Origin of the sequence: Parabacteroides distasonis, from assembly GCF_004793765.1 — a bacterium.
GTDB lineage: Bacteria > Bacteroidota > Bacteroidia > Bacteroidales > Tannerellaceae > Parabacteroides > Parabacteroides distasonis_A.
The window spans coordinates 1-19,512 of sequence record NZ_SRYM01000068.1; the positions used below are offsets into that span (position 1 = coordinate 1).

General features: G+C 43.9%; 11 protein-coding genes. 8 read left to right on the forward strand and 3 right to left on the reverse strand.

Annotation, left to right across the window (positions count from 1 at the left end; translation table 11 throughout):
• Window positions 1-679 precede the first annotated feature (679 nt).
• A complete protein-coding gene (locus E5342_RS17125; protein WP_135959896.1) occupies window positions 680-1,825 on the reverse strand; it encodes a DUF6051 family protein in 1,146 nt (381 codons plus the stop codon).
• 104 nt (window positions 1,826-1,929) lie between these two features.
• Complete coding sequence (locus E5342_RS17130) at window positions 1,930-5,877, reverse strand: hybrid sensor histidine kinase/response regulator transcription factor (protein WP_135959904.1); 3,948 nt, start codon at window positions 5,875-5,877, stop codon at window positions 1,930-1,932.
• A 257-nt stretch (window positions 5,878-6,134) separates the two neighbouring features.
• On the opposite strand from E5342_RS17130, the gene E5342_RS17135 reads away from it, so the two are divergent.
• From E5342_RS17135 to E5342_RS17165, 8 genes are all read left to right on the forward strand, one after another.
• A complete protein-coding gene (locus E5342_RS17135; protein WP_135959897.1) occupies window positions 6,135-7,223 on the forward strand; it encodes a Gfo/Idh/MocA family protein in 1,089 nt (362 codons plus the stop codon).
• 164 nt (window positions 7,224-7,387) lie between these two features.
• Window positions 7,388-8,155: a 3-keto-disaccharide hydrolase gene (locus tag E5342_RS17140; protein ID WP_135959898.1), complete on the forward strand. Its 768-nt coding sequence runs from the start codon at window positions 7,388-7,390 to the stop codon at window positions 8,153-8,155.
• A 26-nt stretch (window positions 8,156-8,181) separates the two neighbouring features.
• Window positions 8,182-9,522 (forward strand): Gfo/Idh/MocA family oxidoreductase, encoded by a 1,341-nt coding sequence (locus E5342_RS17145; protein ID WP_135959899.1) that lies wholly within the window; start codon window positions 8,182-8,184, stop codon window positions 9,520-9,522.
• A 142-nt stretch (window positions 9,523-9,664) separates the two neighbouring features.
• Window positions 9,665-12,277 carry a SusC/RagA family TonB-linked outer membrane protein gene (locus tag E5342_RS17150; protein ID WP_246867154.1) on the forward strand — a complete coding sequence of 871 codons (2,613 nt, stop codon included), beginning with the start codon at window positions 9,665-9,667 and terminating at the stop codon, window positions 12,275-12,277.
• Window positions 12,278-12,282: 5 nt separating this feature from the next.
• Entirely contained in the window at window positions 12,283-12,630 is a 348-nt protein-coding gene (locus E5342_RS19875; protein ID WP_246867155.1) for a TonB-dependent receptor, read from the forward strand.
• A 24-nt stretch (window positions 12,631-12,654) separates the two neighbouring features.
• On the forward strand, window positions 12,655-14,226 hold the full coding sequence (locus tag E5342_RS17155) for a RagB/SusD family nutrient uptake outer membrane protein (RefSeq protein ID WP_005860849.1): 1,572 nt from the start codon (window positions 12,655-12,657) through the stop codon (window positions 14,224-14,226).
• 13 nt (window positions 14,227-14,239) lie between these two features.
• Window positions 14,240-15,922 (forward strand): carboxylesterase/lipase family protein, encoded by a 1,683-nt coding sequence (locus E5342_RS17160; RefSeq protein WP_135959900.1) that lies wholly within the window; start codon window positions 14,240-14,242, stop codon window positions 15,920-15,922.
• Between the two features lie 17 nt (window positions 15,923-15,939).
• Complete coding sequence (locus E5342_RS17165) at window positions 15,940-16,914, forward strand: sugar phosphate isomerase/epimerase family protein (RefSeq protein ID WP_135959901.1); 975 nt, start codon at window positions 15,940-15,942, stop codon at window positions 16,912-16,914.
• 83 nt (window positions 16,915-16,997) lie between these two features.
• Here E5342_RS17165 and E5342_RS17170 read toward each other — a convergent pair whose 3' ends face one another.
• Complete coding sequence (locus tag E5342_RS17170; protein WP_135959902.1) at window positions 16,998-19,058, reverse strand: alpha-L-fucosidase; 2,061 nt, start codon at window positions 19,056-19,058, stop codon at window positions 16,998-17,000.
• Window positions 19,059-19,512 lie beyond the last annotated feature (454 nt).

Here is a 19,512-nt window from a genome sequence, read left to right on the forward strand (position 1 = left end):
AACTATATTTCAATAATTTCAAAGAACTTTTTCAGATTTTAATGGGACAGTAGTGAATTCCTGTATTTTTCGAGTCTATTCTTTCACAAAGAAAAAGAGAGTCAGAAAGAATAGACAATTTGGCACTAAAACCAGGTATTTAAAGATCCCTTTCCACAAAGATTTATGGCGTAGTGATAACTCCTGAAACTAATTTTTTCAATTCGAGGGGATATGAGGATTACGTTCATTACCTTTGGGAACGGGCATAGTTACCGTAATTTTGATACGGTGGCCTTGGCCGATAGTGCCGATAAAACAAAACAATTTTTTTAAACTTATTTCTTCTCTCGCATGAGTTTCGGATGAAGAAAATAGATCGGCAAAAGAAATCAAGTACCCCTTATTGTACCTTTTGTAAAGGTATTGTTTTCTCTAAAATGTTCCCACCTTGTTCCCACCTTTTTGTTACCTATTGATACTTCTTTATATATGCCGTAATTTGCAAAATATTGATAATCAATAAATATATAAATAATGGGCGTATCAAAAAGTATCAATAAATAACGAAAAATAGCTACAAGTGGGACCGCAATGAATGATCGTTAAATAACGTAATATTAGTTATTTAGCGATTTTTTTGTCTGTATGAACTGACAAAAAAGAATATGAGAGTTTGAGATCACAATTTGTGATCTCTTTAGAGAAATGCTGCTGCCCTCGTGAATATAGAATGAAAGGCTTGGTTGATCAGGTCCGGATCGATACGGGAGTGTGTCGGGAAGGGGACTTGATGAGAGTATGCGAACGGGAAATCCAACTCTTCCAATATCTTGCCGGATGCTTTTCCTAAAGCCTTGATCACTCCACCGGTAGGCATAACGATATCTTTTTTCAATGAAATCGCACGAATACGATCGCAAGCCTGTTGGAAGAACGACTCTCGGTAATCTCGTAAAACATCCTTACGTACCATGGCTTTAAAGGCTTGTTCCAGAAAATCATTCTTGAACGAGGTGGGAAGTGTACGATTCTCCAAGAAATCATGTCGGAAGTAATTGCGTACCTTGGTGAATGCCTCCTTGTCCATGATATCACGGGCGTTGCCATTCATCTCACTGAAAATGGAGCCCCCGCAAAACATGAATAGACGGGTGTCTGTAAACATCTTGTCCGGATTTGCCAATAATAAGACCTGTGAGAGTAACGCTCCGATGGAGTAAGCGAATAAGTTGATGGACGTATCTTCCTTGAACAAAGGATGCTCACCGTTCTTTATCTCATGAACCAATTGCCACATATTATAAACGGACTCTCTGCCCGAGGCATAAAAGCGTAACGGGTTTTGGGATAGCCGACTGCTGAGGGCCACATTGGCGAAGGTGGAGTTCGTCACGTTCGCTATCTCCTCCTTGCGTTTGCTTACCCAAGGGAGGATCGCACGGGGATTGGCCCATAGTCCCGGAGTACGGTTCATATGGAAAGCGATCGGAAAGAGAATGACAGGCTTGCCTGTCGTATGGGTGAGGTGCTCCGCCCATGTGAGATATTTTTCCCAAGTCCGCTCGTTCAGGCCGTGCAGTAGGATAATCGCCTCATTATTTTTTTTACGTCTCAAGGGCGTGAATATGGTATACGAGAAAGATTTGTTCTCTTGGATACGATCGTCAGTCATTGGACAGAATCCGGTAGAGGTAAGTCCCTTCTGGAACTCGTTGATCTCGCTGGCACCATGGGTCTGAATGAAGTGAAACGGGATGATCTCTAGATGGCTCTCTTCTAATTCAGTCTTTTTGTCATAAGAGAAAAGGCTGTTCAGCTGCTTTGTACGAAGTGAAATATCCATAGAAAAGTTGTTTCCTTATTGTTTATTCGCAGTAAGGAAACAGCTTTTTACGATAAATGGTTTAAACCGCTTGGAGGAAGAACATGAAAAAAGATTAGGAGTTACTATTTCAATTCGATATTATTTTCTTTTGCGTATTGCGAGGGGCTCATGTTGAATTGCTTGGAGAAGGCCCGGCTGAAATAGGATTGCGAGTTGAAACCAACAGCCTCGGCGATCTCGTAAATTCTCATATCGCCTTGAAGGATCAACTCGGCGGCTTTCTTTAGCCGGCTGATCTTGATCAACTCGTTGGGCGTTACGTTCGATAGGCCGTTGATTTTACGGTAAAGGGTCGGACGGCTTAGATTCATCAAGTCCGCTATCATGTCCACGTCTAGGTTCACGTCGTTTATATGGCTGTCGATGATATCGTTCAGTTTCTTCAAGAACTTCTCGTCCGCCTTCGTGTAAGCCATGGATTTGATATTGGCAATCGGCGAGTTGAAATAATAGGCACGCATATTGCTCCGGTTGTTCAGCAGGTTCGTCACTTGGGTAAGCAATAGATCCATGGAGAAAGGTTTGTCGATGTAAGCGTCCGCCCCCAGCTCAAGCCCTTCCATGCGAGATTGTAAGGTGTTCTTAGCCGTCAGGAGGATGATCGGGATATGGCTGAACTCCAGATTAGTCTTTATCTTTTTCAATAAGGTGAAACCATCCATGACAGGCATCATGATATCGCTGATGATTAATTGGATGCCATATTCCTGAAGACGGGCAATCGCCTCCTCGCCATTACCGGCGGTGACAACATTGTAATGGACATTGATCTCTTGACCGATGAAATGGAGCATTTCGGTGTTATCTTCCACCACGAGAACCGTCGGGCGGGATTCTTGGGTGACATATTTCCGCTCGCTGGCAGGGTTGGTCAGGACCTCTGCTTTCTCTTCCTCTAGTTTTAATGAGTTCGGTTGGTTCACCGGCAAACGTAATCTAAAGATGATAAGCCCGGCCGGAGATTCCTCCAACGTCAACGATCCCTTGTGCATCTCCGCTAAAGAACGGGCCAAGGGTAGTCCGAGCCCAGTCCCGGATTTATGGATAGAGGAGTCATCCCGGTAGAAAGGCTCGAAGATCTTTTCTTTTATCTCCTCCGAGATGGGCTTTCCATCGTTCATGATATCGATCGTGAATCGCTCGCCATCTTGCGCCTCGAACCGGACGATGATCTTGCTTCTTGCGTATTTAATAGCGTTCGATAGGAGGTTGCTGAGTATCTTCGTGCAAGCCTCCTTATCGATAAAGGCGTAGAAAGATTTCACGTTACACTCGATAATCATTTGCAATGCCTCCTGCTCCGCCGTGTCGTGGAAACGCTCAAAGGTCTCTTGCATCAATGCGATGATGTCCGTATGTATGAAGTTTAGTTTATATCCCTCGATTTCCGTCTTCCTGAAATCCAGTAGTTGATTCACCAGATCCAGTAGCCGGTTCGCGTTTTTATCCACAATTGTCAGATAATTCTTTGCGCTGGGAGATAGCTTGATGTCCCGTGTTACTTTCTCCAGAGGACTTTTAATTAAAGTCAGGGGCGTACGTATCTCATGAGCGATATTGATGAAGAAATCAATCTTAGCTTGATAAAGCTCCTTCTCCTTTTCATTCTCGAACTCCTGTATTTTCTGCTGTATATTGGCCTTATTATGCCGGGAAATGATAAAGATCAGCAACACTACGCATCCGATAGCGATAATCCCATATAGGATTAACGCCTTGGTAGAGAGCCACCATGGGGGAAGGATCGTAATCTGGAACATCGCCGGCTCATCATTCCAAATACCGGACAGGTTCGCCGCCTTCACCTTGAACGTATAATTACCGGGCGGTAGTTTCGTGAAATAAACCCGGTTCTCGCCCACCACATGATACCATTTGGAACTTAACCCTTCCATGCAATAGGCGTATTGGGTGAGGTTGGGGGCTTGGTAGCTTAATGATGTGTAGTCGATGTAGAATGTGGACTGATTATGTTCTAAGGTGATCCCTTTTTTTAAAGTGATGTCTTTTTGCCTCAATAGATTATGGTCGGGGTCCGAATAATTGATTTGTGTCATATAAATCTTCGGTTGGATAGAGAACTGTTGGATATTATCGGGGTGGAACCGGACCAAGCCTTTCAAGGTCCCGAAATATAATTTGCCGTCTTTAGCTTTTAAAGAAGAGTTATAGTTGAATTGATTGGACAGGAGCCCATGTTCTTTTTTGAACACCTTGATCTCTTGATTGACAGGGTTAAGTACGGCCAGGCCATTTGTGGTACTGATCCACATGTGGCCTTTAGGGTCTTCCTCGATCCGGTAAATGACGTTACTGGGTAGGCCGTCTTGAGTCGTGTATTTTGTCGTACTCTTTAAATTCCGGTCGTACATTTTCACTCCGTTTCCGGTAGCGAACCATAGATTGTTTTTAGTATCCTCATGGATGTGATTGATCGTCCGGTTGGCGTTCGTGTTTATGGAATCCAATTTAAATTCGCCGTGTTTTTGCCGGATTGGGTCGAAATAATATAATCCGATATTGAATATTCCGGCCCATATAACCCCTTCGTGATCCTCGAAGATCGTTTGTATCCTGCAATTACCGGGGAATTGATCGAGAGGCTCGAAAATATCTTTCTCCGGATTATATTGATACATGCCGGATGCCGTAGCTATGAGCAAGTTATTTTTCCGGGTTTTATAGAGATATACGATGATATCGTTTTGGGAGACGTAAGGATTCGGGGCGATCGTATAATGCTTGATGATTTTCTCCGTACGGATATCCATCACGTCTACCCCGTTAGCATGTGTTCCGATCCATAGATAGTCTCCAATCACGGTAAGCCCGTGGATACAGCTTTGGGAAAGACCGTCTTTATCTTGGAAGTTCTTATAGGTTTGTGTGCGGATGTCGAGTTTATTGAGACCAGCGTCTTCGGTTCCTATCCATATATTATGGTTAGCGTCTTGGCAAATATCATGGATAATATCACCGTTAATTGTTTTTTGCCCGGGTATATTGTAGTCTTTCTTGAATTTGAGATAAGGGGGAAGGTAATTAATGCCCCCATTATCCGTACAGATCCATAAGCCACCTTCCCGGTCCTTGCAAAACTGTTTGATAGCGTTATTGGATAGTGAATATGGATCGCATTTGTCTTGTTCTATGTGAAAGGTCTTGTTTGAGGGGATTTGGTAGATATAGATACCGTTGTAGGTGGCGATCCATACCTCGTCGTTTGTCACTTGGAAAATATCCCGGATATGGAGGGGTCTGTTCTTTTGCTGTGTAAGAACATCTCGGCAAACACCTGTTTGTATATTGACTTGTTTGACTCCGTTATCGCTTGTACCTATCAGTAATGTATTATCGGACGGGGATGCCCATAGAATCGTCATATTATCTATATGTAGGGTGTCGCTACCGTTATGGATATTTAGAGGGATGAATTTGTTATCGGTCGGGTCTAAGAGGACGACATTGCCGTTTAGCGTGGTGGCCCAGATCTGATCTTGGGGGGTGATATAGAAAGAGGTGATCGGATCACTATCCTTATACAGGTAGTTTTGGTGTAGCTCGGATTGCTCATTATATTTAATAAGGGAAAAGCCGGATAACAGCATCCACAGATTCCCTTGGTGATCAAATTCCAGATAGGTACAGCCGATTCCTTTCGTGAACTTTATCAAGGAAAAAGTATCGGTTTGGTAATCGTATTTTTGTACTCCCATATTAGTACCCACCCAGAGCTCACCGGAAGGGCTTATCGCCAAGTCGGTAATCCAGCTACTTATTAAAGTTCCTCTCTGCTTGGTTTGATTTTTTATGATATGGAATTTGTTCCCGTCAAATCGATTGAGCCCGTCCCGTGTTCCAAACCACATAAAGCCATAATGATCTTGGACACAGCATGTCACGTTATTATTGCTTAATCCATCTTCTATCTCATAGGATTTAAAGTAGTATGACCGGGCGTTGAGCTCTATTGCGGTTACTACAAATAATAGGACGTATAAATAATTCATCAAGTTTTTTTTCATAGATCCCCATTGTGTTTTATGCGTAAAGTTAAGTTATTTTCTATACTTTCCATAGTAGTATCGTATAATTGTTTTTCATTTTGTTTCAATGTTCAGACTTCGCTTTTTGGCTTTAAAAGCTATTCCTTGCAAGACTGTTTGTTGAGACGATAAGTAATAATTTTGAGAGAAAAGTGATATCCTGTTTGACTTCAGGGGCTTTAATTTTGGCAAAAATATTGTGAATCTTTAAAAGATAGAATATGAATCAAAAAGTAAAAGTAGGTATAATAGGCTTTGGTCGCATGGGTGGATTTTATTTGGAGGAGATGCGGAAGAGCGATCAATGGGAGGTACTTTACATCTGCGATACGGACCCAGAGGCACGAGATTTGGCAAGGAGGAAGTCGCCGACATCCCGAATCGTAGCGGATGAGCAAGTTGTATTCGAGGACCCGGAAGTACAAGTGGTCGGTTTATTTACATTGGCGGATTCCCGGTTGAGGCAAATTAAGAAGGCAATGGCATTTGGTAAACATGTCATCTCAGAGAAACCGGTCGCAGATACGATCGAGCATGAATGGGAGGTCGTGAAATGCGTGGAAAACTCAAGTTTGTTCTCGACCGTTAATTTGTATTTGCGTAATTCTTGGTACCATAATACGATTAAAGAATTTATCCGGAGAGGAGAGATCGGAGATTTGGCGATCATTCGCATTTGCCATATGACTCCGGGGTTGGCTCCGGGTGAAGGTCATGAATATGAAGGTCCGTCTTTTCATGATTGCGGAATGCATTATGTGGACATTTCCCGGTGGTATGCCGGATGCGAGTATAAGACATGGCATGCGCAGGCGATCCGGATGTGGGATTATCCCGAACCTTGGTGGTTGCAATGTCATGGGACATTTGAGAACGGGGTGGTATTTGATATAACACAAGGGCATGTGTATGGACAATTATCGAAAGACCAAACGCATAACTCTTACATAGATGTAATAGGAACGAAAGGAATCGCCCGGATGAGTCATGATTTTAAGACTGCGGTCGTGGAGTTGAGAGGTGTTAATGAAACACACCGGATCGAGAAGCCCTATGGAGGGAAAAATATAAGTACGCTATGTGATTTATTTGCGGATTCCGTACAGACCAGTGTTTTTAATTCCCTCCTACCACTGATGCGTGATTCCGCTATCGCTTCCGAGTATGCGTGGAAATTCTTGGATAACGCTAGACGAAATGAGATGCCTTCTATCGGGAATCTACAAACCTTGGAGGAAATCCGGGAGAGAAGACGGAATATGACGGAAGGGTATGGCTTGCTTCGCCATGTAAAATTGTCTCATTCTTGATGCGATTTTCTCAATGACCGAGAGAAATAGGCTGGAACTTGTATTATGCGACAATCGGAAACGATTTTGATAAAATGGAAAAAGAGGAATTTTCGTATGCGTGATACATTTGCGGTAGCTTGTTCATAGAGCGAAAACAGAAACATTATTTAATACTATGTAGCATGAAAAAAATGATTATTCTTATCAGTCTTTTATGTGGAGCGCATTTTATGAGCGCCCAACAAAGTAATCAACAACAAAGACCACCGGAAAGATGGAAACCTGAGAGTACTGAATGGTATTATCCGGTTCCTCCAAAGGTAAAGCCAGGTGTAGGAACTGGTGCTCCTTCCGATGCGATCATCCTGTTTGATGGGAAAGATCTTTCTATGTGGGAATCCGCAGGAAAAGATGGAGGTCCCGCTAAATGGACCGTAAAGGATGGGACGATGATTGTGGCTTCCGGGACCGGATCGATCCGGACAAAAGATTATTTTGGAGATTGCCAGTTGCATATCGAGTTCAAGACCCCTATACCGGGAAAGGATAATACATTACAGATGAAAGGCAATAGTGGCATTATGCTTCAAAGCCGTTATGAGGTGCAGATCTTGGATTGTGAGGATAATCCTACGTATGTGAATGGCATGGTCGGCAGTATTTATAAGCAAAGTGCACCGTTGGTAAATGCTTTCACGAAGACAAATGAGTGGCAGGTTTATGATATTTATTGGAAAGCTCCCCGTTTCGGGACAAACGATGAATTGGAATCTCCCGCAATGATCACTGTGGTATTGAACGGAGTCGTGGTACAGAATAATTATATACTGAAAGGAACGACCCCATATACCGGTTTACCTAAATATGTAGCGCATGGCCGTCTGCCATTAAGCTTACAGGATCATGGAGTGGAAGTGGCTTTCCGTAATATATGGATTCGAAATTTATAGATTGTATAACCTTAAAATAATGATTTATGACTACACGTAGGAATTTTTTAAAGAAATCGACGATGTTGGCCGCTGGCTTAGGTATTTCACCTCTTTTGGCATCGGCAGCTCCTACCGTCTCTCATAAGGAAGAGACTATAAAAGGGCGGGTGAATATCGCAGTAATAGGTGTCGGCATGGGATGCCGAGATTTGCAAGGTGCTTTGACTGATAATCCGTGGGTACATTGTGTGGGCATGTGCGACGTGAACAAAGTGAGACTTGATGAGCAGATCGCACGTTTCAAAAAAGACTTCCCGAATCAAACGACCTCGATCAAGGCATATAGTGACTTCCGGGAAGTCTTGGCAAATAAGGATATCGACGGGGTCATTATCGCAACACCGGACCATTGGCATGCCTACATCTTCGCTGAGGCATTAAAAGCGGGCAAGGCGATCTATGTGGAAAAGCCGGTTGCTAATTCGATTCCGGAATGCCATTCGATGATGGATTTCCAAAAGAAATATAAAGGGGTGGTGACAACAGGCTTATGGCAGACCAGCCAACGCTATTTCTTGGCGGCTAATGAGATATTGAAATCCGGTGTGTTGGGGGATGTCTATAAAGTTCAGATATGGCTTTGCCAGACGACGAATCCAAGTCCGACCGTTGCGGATTCTCCGGTTCCTTCTACATTGGATTACAATATGTGGTTGGGTCCGGCTCCCGAGCGTCCATTTAATAATTATCGTTTCCGTGGATGGCGTGGCTTCTGGGATTATGGAGGCGGCCAGCAAACCGACTGGGGAGTGCATTGGATAGACTCTGCGTTCGATGGATTGAAAGCGTTAGGATTGTGTGACCGTGAATATCCGGAGGCGGTATTCTCTACGGCTTATAAAGATCCTACCTCTTTCAATGAGACTCCCAGCTGCCAGACAACGATTTTCCAATATAAGAATTTCCATATAGAGTGGGCACAACAGGTTGCTCACCTGTATAATCGGAATCAAGGAGTAGCTTGGGTAGGAAGTAAAGCCACCTTGGTATGTAATCGAGAAGGCTATGAATTGATTCCAGAGAAGAACCGGGAGGGTGAGTTGTTAACTGACCGTTCCCAGCTTGTCGGGAAGTTCGAGGATGGCGGTGTTGAGGCGCATGCGACGAATTGGTGTAAGTGTATATTAAATAAATCGATTGAGACGAACAGTCCGATCGAGAAAGGGGCTTTCGCGACGATCCTGGCGCATATGGCCAATATCTCATATTTGACGGGAACTCGTGTTGTGTATGATCCGCGAGCTCGTAAGTTTGTGGATAATCCGAAAGCGGACGCGTATTTGAAGCGGAGCTATAGAAGCCCGTGGCAATTCCCGAAAGTTTAATGCGATTGAATGCTTAAAAACAACGACCGGTGGATTTTAATACTCTATTATATACAACCATTACCATACGAATTGAATTACAGCACATTGAGATCTCCGGTCGTTTTTTGTAAAAACAATGTCAACTTTAAATGAATGAGTTATGGAAAATCAAAAAAAGGAAGTATGGCTTCGAAAGGCCCTGTTTTTGATCGTTAGTTTGGCGTTATTCTTTCCCATGATGGCGCAAACGATTACAGTAAAAGGAGTTGTAAAGGAATCTATGACAGGCGAACCGATCATTGGCGCCAATGTAGCGGTGAAAGGAACGACTAACGGTACGATTTCTGATATAAGCGGTATGTATCAGATCTCGAATGTATCATCAAATGCCGTATTGATCGTTTCTTATATTGGATATAAGACCGCGGAGATTCCGGTAAATGGAAAGAACACGATAAATGTGAGCTTGGAGGAAGAAAGTATCGGACTTCAAGAAGTGGTAGCCGTGGGATATGGCTCTCAGAAAAAGAAAGAATTGACCGGCTCTGTAGCAGGCTTGAAAGAGGGAGACTTGATCAAGGGCGTACAGTCTGACCCAATGGGTATGTTACAAGGTAAAGTGGCAGGTTTGAATATATCCAAACCAAATGCCGGCGACCCGAATGGAGAGTATAAGTTCCAATTACGTGGAACTTCATCCTTAACCGGTAATACTTCTCCGTTGATCGTCATTGATGGTATTCCTCAAGGGGATTTATCCGCTATTCCACAAGATGATATTGAAAGTATCGATGTATTGAAGGATGGTTCAGCGGCGGCGATATATGGAACCCGTGGAACGAATGGCGTTATCTTGGTTACGACAAAACGAGGTTCTGCCGGGAAGATGAGCGTTACCTACAATGGATATATGTCTATCTCTTCCATAGCCAATCAATTGGAAGTCATGGATCGTGACCAGTTTTTGGCAAATGGGGGAAACGACCGGGGATATGATACGAATTGGATGGATGAGATTACCCGAACTCCGTTCTCCCATTCGCATAACTTGGCATTGACAGGAGGTACGACCGATTTTAATTACCGGGCTTCTGTATCTTATCGAAATAATCAAGGTATCGCTCTTAAGTCAGGGTTCAATGAGATGATCGCTCGTTTTTCCGCTAATCAGAATTTATTCGATAAAAAGATTCAAATAGCATACGACGCTACTTATCGTCGTTTTGACCGGGAAGGTGAGAATTCCAGCTATGATGATTATTCCGCTTTTAAGCATGCGTATTATTATAATCCTACGGCACCCGTATACGACGAGACGGGAACGATAGATGCCGGAGGGTATTATGCGCTGGATATTCAGGGATATTCAAATCCGGTGGCTTATATTATGCAGCGTGACCGTCGTACAAAAGGCGGACTTTTCCAAGGGTCTGCTCGTGTAACTTGGAACATTTTGGAAGGACTTCGTGCGCAAGCTTTTGGCTCATTGAAATACTCTGATATAAATAAGGGTACTTATACTTCACGAGAGGTATTTAACACTTCTAGTTTCGGGTCAGCGTCTCGGAGTTTTAATACTCGTTTTAATAAAACACTGGAGACGACGATCGACTATGTAAAATCTTTTGGAGAACATCATTTGGTGGTATTAGGTGGGTATACCTATGAGCATAACTATCGGGAATCATTTGGTATGAATAACTCGAATTTTGATTCGGATGTATATTCTTACTATAATTTGGGTGCGGGTAGTAACTTGATTAATAACCCTAGCCAAAGCATGATGGATGGTTCGGTTTCTCAAGATAATTTGGTTTCGTTCTTCGGCCGTGTAAATTATAACTGGGGAAATCGTTACTTGTTATCAGCGTCTGTACGACGTGAGGGTTCTACTCGTTTAGGTGCGGATTATAAATGGGGAACTTTCCCTGCGGTAAGTGTCGGTTGGTCTATCGGTAATGAGGCTTTTATGGAAAGCGCTAGCTGGATTAACGATTTGAAATTGCGCTTGGGATATGGCGTGACAGGAAATATGCCTTCAGATAATTATTTGTCTTTGTCAATGATGGGAGTGGTAGGCCGTTTTTATGATCATACTTCTAAACAATGGATCAATGCTTATGGGCCGACACAGAACCAGAATCCGGATTTGAAATGGGAGCGGAAAGGCGAATGGAATCTAGGTGTTGATTTTGCAGCGTTGAATAACCGCTTGAACGTGACCGTTGATTTATATACCCGTAAGGTTTCAGATTTGTTGTATAAATATAAGGTCCCGACTCCTCCTTACCAATATTCTTCTATGTTGGCGAATGTGGGTGATGCTACAAGTAAAGGTCTGGAATTCTCTGTTTCCGGAACCCCGGTGCAGAATAAGAACTTCTCATGGACTAGTTCTATTAACTTCTCATTCAATACGAATAAATTGGACAAATTAAGTAATGAGACTTTCCAGACAGACTGGATTGAAACCGGTTATTTGTCGGATGGTGATTTAGGAGGTATGAACTCGACTCCATTGATTCGTTTGGTCCCGGGTGGCAAGGTTGGTGATTTTTATTTGCCGGTATTCGAGGGATTTACAGAAGATGGTAAATGGAAATTCAAGGATGTCGATGGTAGTGGTGACTTTACATATAATGAGGATCGTGAGATCGTAGGTAATGCGCAACCTGATTTTATAGCAGGATGGACTAACGAGTTTAAATATCGTGACTTCGATTTATCGTTTACATTCCGTGCTGTCGTAGGCAATGTGATGTATATAATGTAAGCCGTATGGCATTAGAGAATCGGAATGTGGCTGGAAAGGAGAAGAATATGTTGGCTTCGGTAATGGATATCCCGTTGCAAGATGCGGCTCAAGCCTCTAGTTATTATTTGGAGGATGGTTCTTTTGTGAAGTTGGACAATATCACATTAGGTTATAATGTACCGGTGAAGAAATTAGGTTTCATGCAAAACTTACGTTTGTACTTGACTGGTCAGAACTTGTTTACGATCACTGGCTATAAGGGTATCGACCCGGAGGTTGATATGGTAGGATTAGATAATATGGGTATTGAGAGGACTCGTTATTATCCGGCTAGCCGTTCTTTTATTCTTGGTTTGAATGTTACGTTTTAATGGATACTCTAAATATCGAAGGTTATGAAAAAATATAGTTTAATATATATAGTATCAATGATTTGTTTCTTGGTTATCGCTCCTTCTTGTACGGATATGGATGAAGATACGACGGGACAAATGGTATCAAATGACTTTTATGCGGATCCTTCTTTGATTCCGCAAGCGGTAGGTGCTGCCTATGCGGAATTGCAGGCTTATCAGAATCACTGGGGAGTATGGGGGTTGCAGACTGTTTCCTCGGATGAATGTGTTGTTCCGACTCGTGCGCCGGGTAATGACTGGTATGACGGAGGGGTATGGCAGGATTTCCATCGTCATCAATGGCAATACAATCTGGATGCATTGAATAATGTGTGGATTTCCGTATTTTCTGGAATAACGACATGTAACCGTGTGGTTTACGACTTGGATACATATAAAGAGGAGATGGATGTCGATATCTATAATAAATATCGTGCGGAGACTGTCATCTTGAGATGTTTCTATTATTCTATCTTACTGGATTTATTCGGGAATGTTCCTTATATCGATACATATGAGAGTGAAATCACAGCTTCTCCTCAGACAAGCCGTCCTGAGCTTTATCAGAAAGTCGTAGATTGTATCTTAGATAATATGGAATATTTGGATGACGCTCCGTCTGCCGAGAATTATGGAAGATGTACGAAATCGATGGCTTATACGATGTTGGCAAAACTATATTTGAACGCAAAGGTGTTCAAAGGGGCCTCTTCTTACGATAAGGACGATATGAATAAAGTGATAGAGTATTGCGATAAAGTGATTAACTCTGGATATTATGAGGTCGTATCTGATTTCTCCGCTCCATTTAAAGTGGCGAATGAGTCTTGTAAAGAAAATATTTTCGTGGTACCGATGCAAAATGGTATCAATTCAAATGGAGACTACGAGTTTCATTTCCATAAATTCTCCGGACATCCCAAGTCTCGCCAGATGTGGGGTATAAATGTGGGCGGTTGGAATGGAGGTTGCGCTACTCCGGACTTCCTTGCTTTATATAAAGATGACGATACCCGGAAAAAGGCGACTTTTATTTACGGTTTGATTTATGATAAGGTCACGGGAGAGCCTGTTGAGGATGGTGATAATCCGGGAAAACAATTGGAATTGACTATTGAGGTATCTTCTATTAATGCCGCTTATCGTTGGGAAGGTGCTCGTATTCAGAAGTATGAATATGAGTTGGGTATGACTGGTAATATGAACAATGATTTTGTTTTATATCGTTTAGCCGATATCTATTATATGAAGGCTGAAGCTATTTTGAGAGGTGGTAATGCCGCTACTTTATCAGCTTTATGTGCGGAACCTGCATTCCAGTTAATACGTGAAAGGGCAAATCAGCCCGTGTATACTCCGGAAACATTAACGTTGGATGAGTTGATCAATGAACGTGGCCGTGAATTTGCGTGGGAAGGTTGGCGTCGTCAAGACTTGGTTCGTTGGGATAAGTTCGCTAAAGGTAGCTGGACATTTAAGGAAGCCTTGAATAATAATTCGCGTGATTTATTCCCGATACCATACGATCAGATTACGAAAAACCAATCTTGGAAACAGAATCCGGGATATTAATAGTTGTGTTTTTATGCATATGGATAGACGACAATTCGTGAAAAACCTAGGACTGGGCACAGCCTCTTTAAGCATGGGAAGCTTGGTAACGGCTTCCTCATGTGCCCCGTCTGGGGATTCCTCCCTTAAACAAAACGTCAAGGAAGGAGAGGATGGACAGTTTTTATTTATCGGTGACGATATCGCCATCGCCCAGACAGAGTATGGGAAGGTGCAGGGATATCTGCTGAATCATGTATATACGTTCTTGGGAGTTCCTTATGGGGCTGATACGTCGGGAAAAAATCGCTTTATGCCTCCCCAAAAGCCAGAGCCGTGGACAGATGTGAGACCAGCGGTTTTTTATGGGAATACGGCGCCGCAACGTATGGAGAACCGGTGGCCCAATAATTACGGAACTTTTGCCGATCATTGGAACTACTGGGATGTGAGTGAGGATTGCTTATATTTAAATGTATGGACACCGGGCATTGCGGATGGTAAGAAACGTCCCGTATTGGTGTGGCTGCATGGCGGCGGTTTTACAAATGGTAGTGGGATCGAGCAGGATGGATATCATGGAGAGAATATAAGCCGGGAAGGAGATATCGTATTCTGTTCCATTAATCATCGGTTGGGGCCGATTGGCTTCTCTGACTTATCTGGTGTTGGTGGAGAAGCGTATAAGGATTCCGGAAACGTGGGGATGTTAGATATTATTGCCGCCTTGCGATGGGTACATGATAATATCGCCAATTTCGGTGGAGATCCTGGGAACGTAACGGTTATGGGACAATCCGGAGGAGGTTCTAAGGTCTGTACGGTAGCCGCTATGCCGGCGGCAAAAGGTTTGATCCATAGAGCCGTGGCTTTAAGTGGATCTACGGTAGGAGCTTCCGATCAGGTGATGACCCGGAAGGTGGGAGAATATATTTTGAGAGAAGCGGGGCTGACCGCTTCCCAACTGGATAAATTGCAAAGAATACCTTGGCGGGAATATTTGGATATAGCGGATAGGGCTTGTAAAAAGTGCTGGGAAGATCAAGGGATTAGCATGAGACGGACTTTTGGCCCTGTTGCTGATGACCGGAATATTCCGGCCGGTGTATTCTACTCCGGTGAGAGCCATTTGGAGTCTCCTGTCGTGCCGATGATATTCTGTACGACTTTCCATGAATGGAACCCGAACAGGGCGGATGCGGCTTTGGAAAAAATCACTCAAGACGGTGTGATCGAGAAACTGAGAAGTCAATATGGTGATAAAGCGGAATCGATCGTGAAGGCTTTCGCCAAGAATTTCCCGGATAAGACTCCGATGGAGCTTTGGGCGATGATTTTGTCTTCCCGTCAACGAGTGGTTGAGGCGGCCAATGCGAAATTAAAGCAAGGCCAGCCCGTGTATGTAGCTTGGTTTGGCTGGTGTCCGCCCTTGTTTAATAACCGTATGCGTGCGTTCCATTGCTCGGATATCTGTTTCTGGTTTAAAAATACGGATCGGATGTTTACTCATACGGGTGGAGGTAAGGTACCTCGTGCGTTGTCAGATAAGATGTCTGGCGCTTTGTTGAATTTTATGCGGACAGGAGATCCGAACGGAGGAGAGTTACCCGCTTGGCCGAAATACACGGAAGAAAATGGAGAGGTGATGATCTTGAATAATACGTGTGAGGCTCGGAATGATCCGGATCGGGAGGCTCGTAAATCTTTGGAGGTTTAATTTAAAACGAGAGTGTTATGCTTGAGAAAAAGATTTCAAGACGTAGTATGCTTCGGGCTACCGGTTTGGCGGTCTTGGGTAGTACGTTGGCAGGCTGGGCTTCTTGCGCTCCGAAGAAAAAAGAGGAGCCATCACCCGAAGCGTCCTCTTCGAAACGTCCTTTCCGTGTCAGCCTCAATGTCTCTACGATATCGGGTTATAAACTTCCTGTTCAAAAACAGATTGACTTATGTGCCGAGGCTGGGTTTGAGGGGATTGAGTTATGGACCCGTGATGTGGATGCGTTCGTAAAGCAAGGGGGAACTTATGAGACACTCAGGCGTCAGCTGGAAGGTTCCGGACTTTTATTGGAGAATATGATCGGTTTTGCCTCGTGGTTTGCCGATGATCCTTCGAAACGGAAGGAAGGGCTAAACCAAATGCGGCATGATATGGAGATGGTAGCGGGATTGGGCGGTAAATTTATCGCCGCTCCTGCTCAAGGAGTTACTCAATTGGATCGTACACGGTTGCCGGAGTATTCCGAACGCTATCGGGCGATACTGGATTTAGGGGATGAGATGGGTGTCACTCCGATATTGGAACTATGGGGAGCCGGGGTCCTGAATCAACTATCGGATACCATGGCGATAGCGATCGCCTCCGGGCATTCGCGTACTTCTGTCTTATTGGATTTTTACCATTTGTACAGAGGAGGAAATAGTTTTGATAGTTTACGCTTGATAAATGGGAAGATCCTTCCGGTTTTTCATATCAATGATTATCCTGAGTTGCCTCCTCGTACGGAGTTGAGAGATTCGGATCGGGTGTTTCCGGGAGATGGCATTTGCCCGTTTAATAAGATACTTCCTTTGCTATACGACTCCGGTTTCCGGGGTGGATTATCTGTAGAGCTTTTTAATAAGGGATATTGGGAAACCATGGATGTAAAGGAGGTCTTAAGGAAGAGTTTTGAGAAAACCACACAGGTAATCAATAGTTCGATGGGATAAAAGTTTGTTGGGATTTAGGGAAAAGGGACTGCTTCGAGGTGTTTTATCTTCGAGGCGGTCCCTTCTGCTTTATTAGGTATTCTTTATTCTTCCGTAATTACCGAGAATTCACCGATACCCGCTTGCTTTTTATCATCGACGATACGAGTCGCTACCAAACGGATTTGGTTACCTTTCGTTATCGGGAAATGTACGACTTGCTCGATCGGGTTAGCCTTGATATTGGAGAATTCGCCTTCGGCCACCTTCTTTCCATTAATATATAATTGATAGTTGGAGATATGACCGCTTGCGTCACGTCCTTGGTTCGGGGTGTAGCGGAATCCGGATATAGGCATTTCTTTCGCTAATTGTACGACTAACTCTTGTTTCCCTTGTGGCAAATAGTAGGTCGTGTAGCCGTTTCCGTCTAGGATCAGGCTGGTTTTCTCATCTTTCGGTGATACGATCGTGTAATCACAAGCAGGAATATCGAACGTTTGCGCGGAAACCGGACTGACTGTATCGAAAGTCGGATCATAGGCAATCGCCTTGACAGTTCCTTTTTGAGCGAAAGCGAATGGCACCTGATAAAGCGGTGAGTCCTTGGTCGGATCTGAACCGTCGGTGGTATAATGAACCTCGGAGCCTTTATCTCCGGACTGTATGCTTACCTCATCGTTGATATTACGGGCAATCGTTGGCTCGGTCACCAAGGCGGGGGCAAGGTATGCCTCCACGTTATTGATACAAAGCGGCCCGCGGGCGTCTGTGAAGTTGATGCGTATCTTCTCCGCTTTCTCGGTCTGGAAACGGACAATTCGTTTATAGCCGATAGTTGTCGTAGAATCCACGGTCTGTGCCGGAATCCATTTACCCCCTTGCTCGAGTTCGATATTGAACGAGCGTACTCGTTGTCCTAATGGGATATATTCTTGTATTACCAAGCGGTTTACATCGGTAGGATGGGTTAACGTGAAAGTCAATGAACCACTGGTTACTCCATCGTCCGTAGCCCAATAGGTATCCCAATCCCCATCTACTGCCTTATTGGGACTAAAATTACGTCCTCTTTTATTGCTCGCTTGTACGTAACATCCTTTCAACAGATTCTCCTTAAAGTCATTTTGGATGGTTTGATACCATTGTACGGCACGGGCGGAGTCTACCGGACTTATTTTTCCGTTCAACGCTACGGGGAAGTTCAATAGGAAATTGGCGTTATGCCCGACGCTTCGGTAATAGAGATCTACCAATTTTGCCAGCGACTTGACTTGGTGATCTTCCCGGGAGTGATAGAACCATCCCGGACGGATAGATACATCGCATTCTCCACCTAGCCACATCGGTCCGTTCTCATCTCCCCATACACTCTGTTGGAAAGTAGGCATGGAGGGTTCCGAGGCGAAGATGCTCCATTGGGTATCACCGGCCCAACCTTCCTCGTTACCGATCCAGCGGATATCGGGTACTGTCCCTCCGAAAACCATGATGTCCGGGTGGTGCGCCTTGATCGTGTCTCGTGCCCGCTCATATTGATAATAGGTCTTGGCGTCTATAGCACGGGTTTCATTCGTGCCGCCATACCAGCCATTGCCACCGTTTGCCCCATCAAACCAGTATTCGAACAACGGGCCATAGTTGGAGACTAATTCATGTAATTGGGCATGGAATTTTTCTACATATCCCGGTTGTCCGTAATTCTCACTGTTTCGGTCCCAAGGGGAGAGATAGACACCGAATTTCAGCCCGTGTTTCTTACAAGCGTCGGATAGTTCTTTTACCATATCTCCTTTGCCATCTTTCCAAGGAGAATTCTTTACGCTATATTCGGTTGTGGCGGTAGGCCATAGACAGAAACCGTCGTGATGCTTGGTGGTTAAGATTACACCTTTCAATCCGGCGGCTTTGATTGTTTGCGCCCATTGATCGCAATCCAGATCCGTCGGATTGAATGTGGAGGCGGGAGTGTTTCCGTAACCCCATTCCAGATCATTGAACGTATTTAATCCGAAATGGACAAAGGCGTATGTTTCCATCTTATGCCATTCAACTTGTGCCGGCGTGGGAACGGGCAGGATAGGGGTGGGCGCTGTCGCTTCTTTACAGGAGAAGAAGGAAAACAACCCAAGCCCCAATAAAATAGAGGAACTCAAGTGCTTCATTATTTGTTTATATTTAGATGAGACTTCAAATATATGAAAAAAACGGCAGATTCTTATTCTGTTTTTAGATATCTAGATAAAAAATAAAGTCCCATGTCTTTTTGATGTCCTCTGGGGAAATTTTCATGCTAGCATATGTTTGTTTGTCAATTATTTGCAGTGCCAGTTTGTTTATCGTCTTTGGCACGGTCGTGCCATCATGGTGGCAACGCTATGCCATCCGTGTGGCAGAGTCTTGCCATCGTTGTGGCACAGTATTGCCACTATGATGGCAAGGGTACCGGCTATATCGTTTCCGTGAACAGTCGGTATTTTTACGTGTGCTATATTATAATGTACCCGAAGTCGGTTGCCGTAAAAAACTTGAAAAATAATGCCGGAAAAGTTTGGAGTTTATGTTTTATAGCACTACTTTTGCACCCGCATTCGAGAGAGAACGGCGCTTCAGGAATGA

What these genes read in the sequence shown, in the direction of transcription:
- E5342_RS17125 (WP_135959896.1), bottom strand. Translation starts at nt 1,825, where the DNA reads ATGGATATTTCACTTCGTACAAAGCAGCTGAACAGCCTTTTCTCTTAT.
- E5342_RS17130 (WP_135959904.1), bottom strand. Translation starts at nt 5,877, where the DNA reads ATGAATTATTTATACGTCCTATTATTTGTAGTAACCGCAATAGAGCTC.
- E5342_RS17135 (WP_135959897.1), top strand. Translation starts at nt 6,135, where the DNA reads ATGAATCAAAAAGTAAAAGTAGGTATAATAGGCTTTGGTCGCATGGGT.
- E5342_RS17140 (WP_135959898.1), top strand. Translation starts at nt 7,388, where the DNA reads ATGAAAAAAATGATTATTCTTATCAGTCTTTTATGTGGAGCGCATTTT.
- E5342_RS17145 (WP_135959899.1), top strand. Translation starts at nt 8,182, where the DNA reads ATGACTACACGTAGGAATTTTTTAAAGAAATCGACGATGTTGGCCGCT.
- E5342_RS17150 (WP_246867154.1), top strand. Translation starts at nt 9,665, where the DNA reads ATGGAAAATCAAAAAAAGGAAGTATGGCTTCGAAAGGCCCTGTTTTTG.
- E5342_RS19875 (WP_246867155.1), top strand. Translation starts at nt 12,283, where the DNA reads ATGGCATTAGAGAATCGGAATGTGGCTGGAAAGGAGAAGAATATGTTG.
- E5342_RS17155 (WP_005860849.1), top strand. Translation starts at nt 12,655, where the DNA reads ATGAAAAAATATAGTTTAATATATATAGTATCAATGATTTGTTTCTTG.
- E5342_RS17160 (WP_135959900.1), top strand. Translation starts at nt 14,240, where the DNA reads ATGCATATGGATAGACGACAATTCGTGAAAAACCTAGGACTGGGCACA.
- E5342_RS17165 (WP_135959901.1), top strand. Translation starts at nt 15,940, where the DNA reads ATGCTTGAGAAAAAGATTTCAAGACGTAGTATGCTTCGGGCTACCGGT.
- E5342_RS17170 (WP_135959902.1), bottom strand. Translation starts at nt 19,058, where the DNA reads ATGAAGCACTTGAGTTCCTCTATTTTATTGGGGCTTGGGTTGTTTTCC.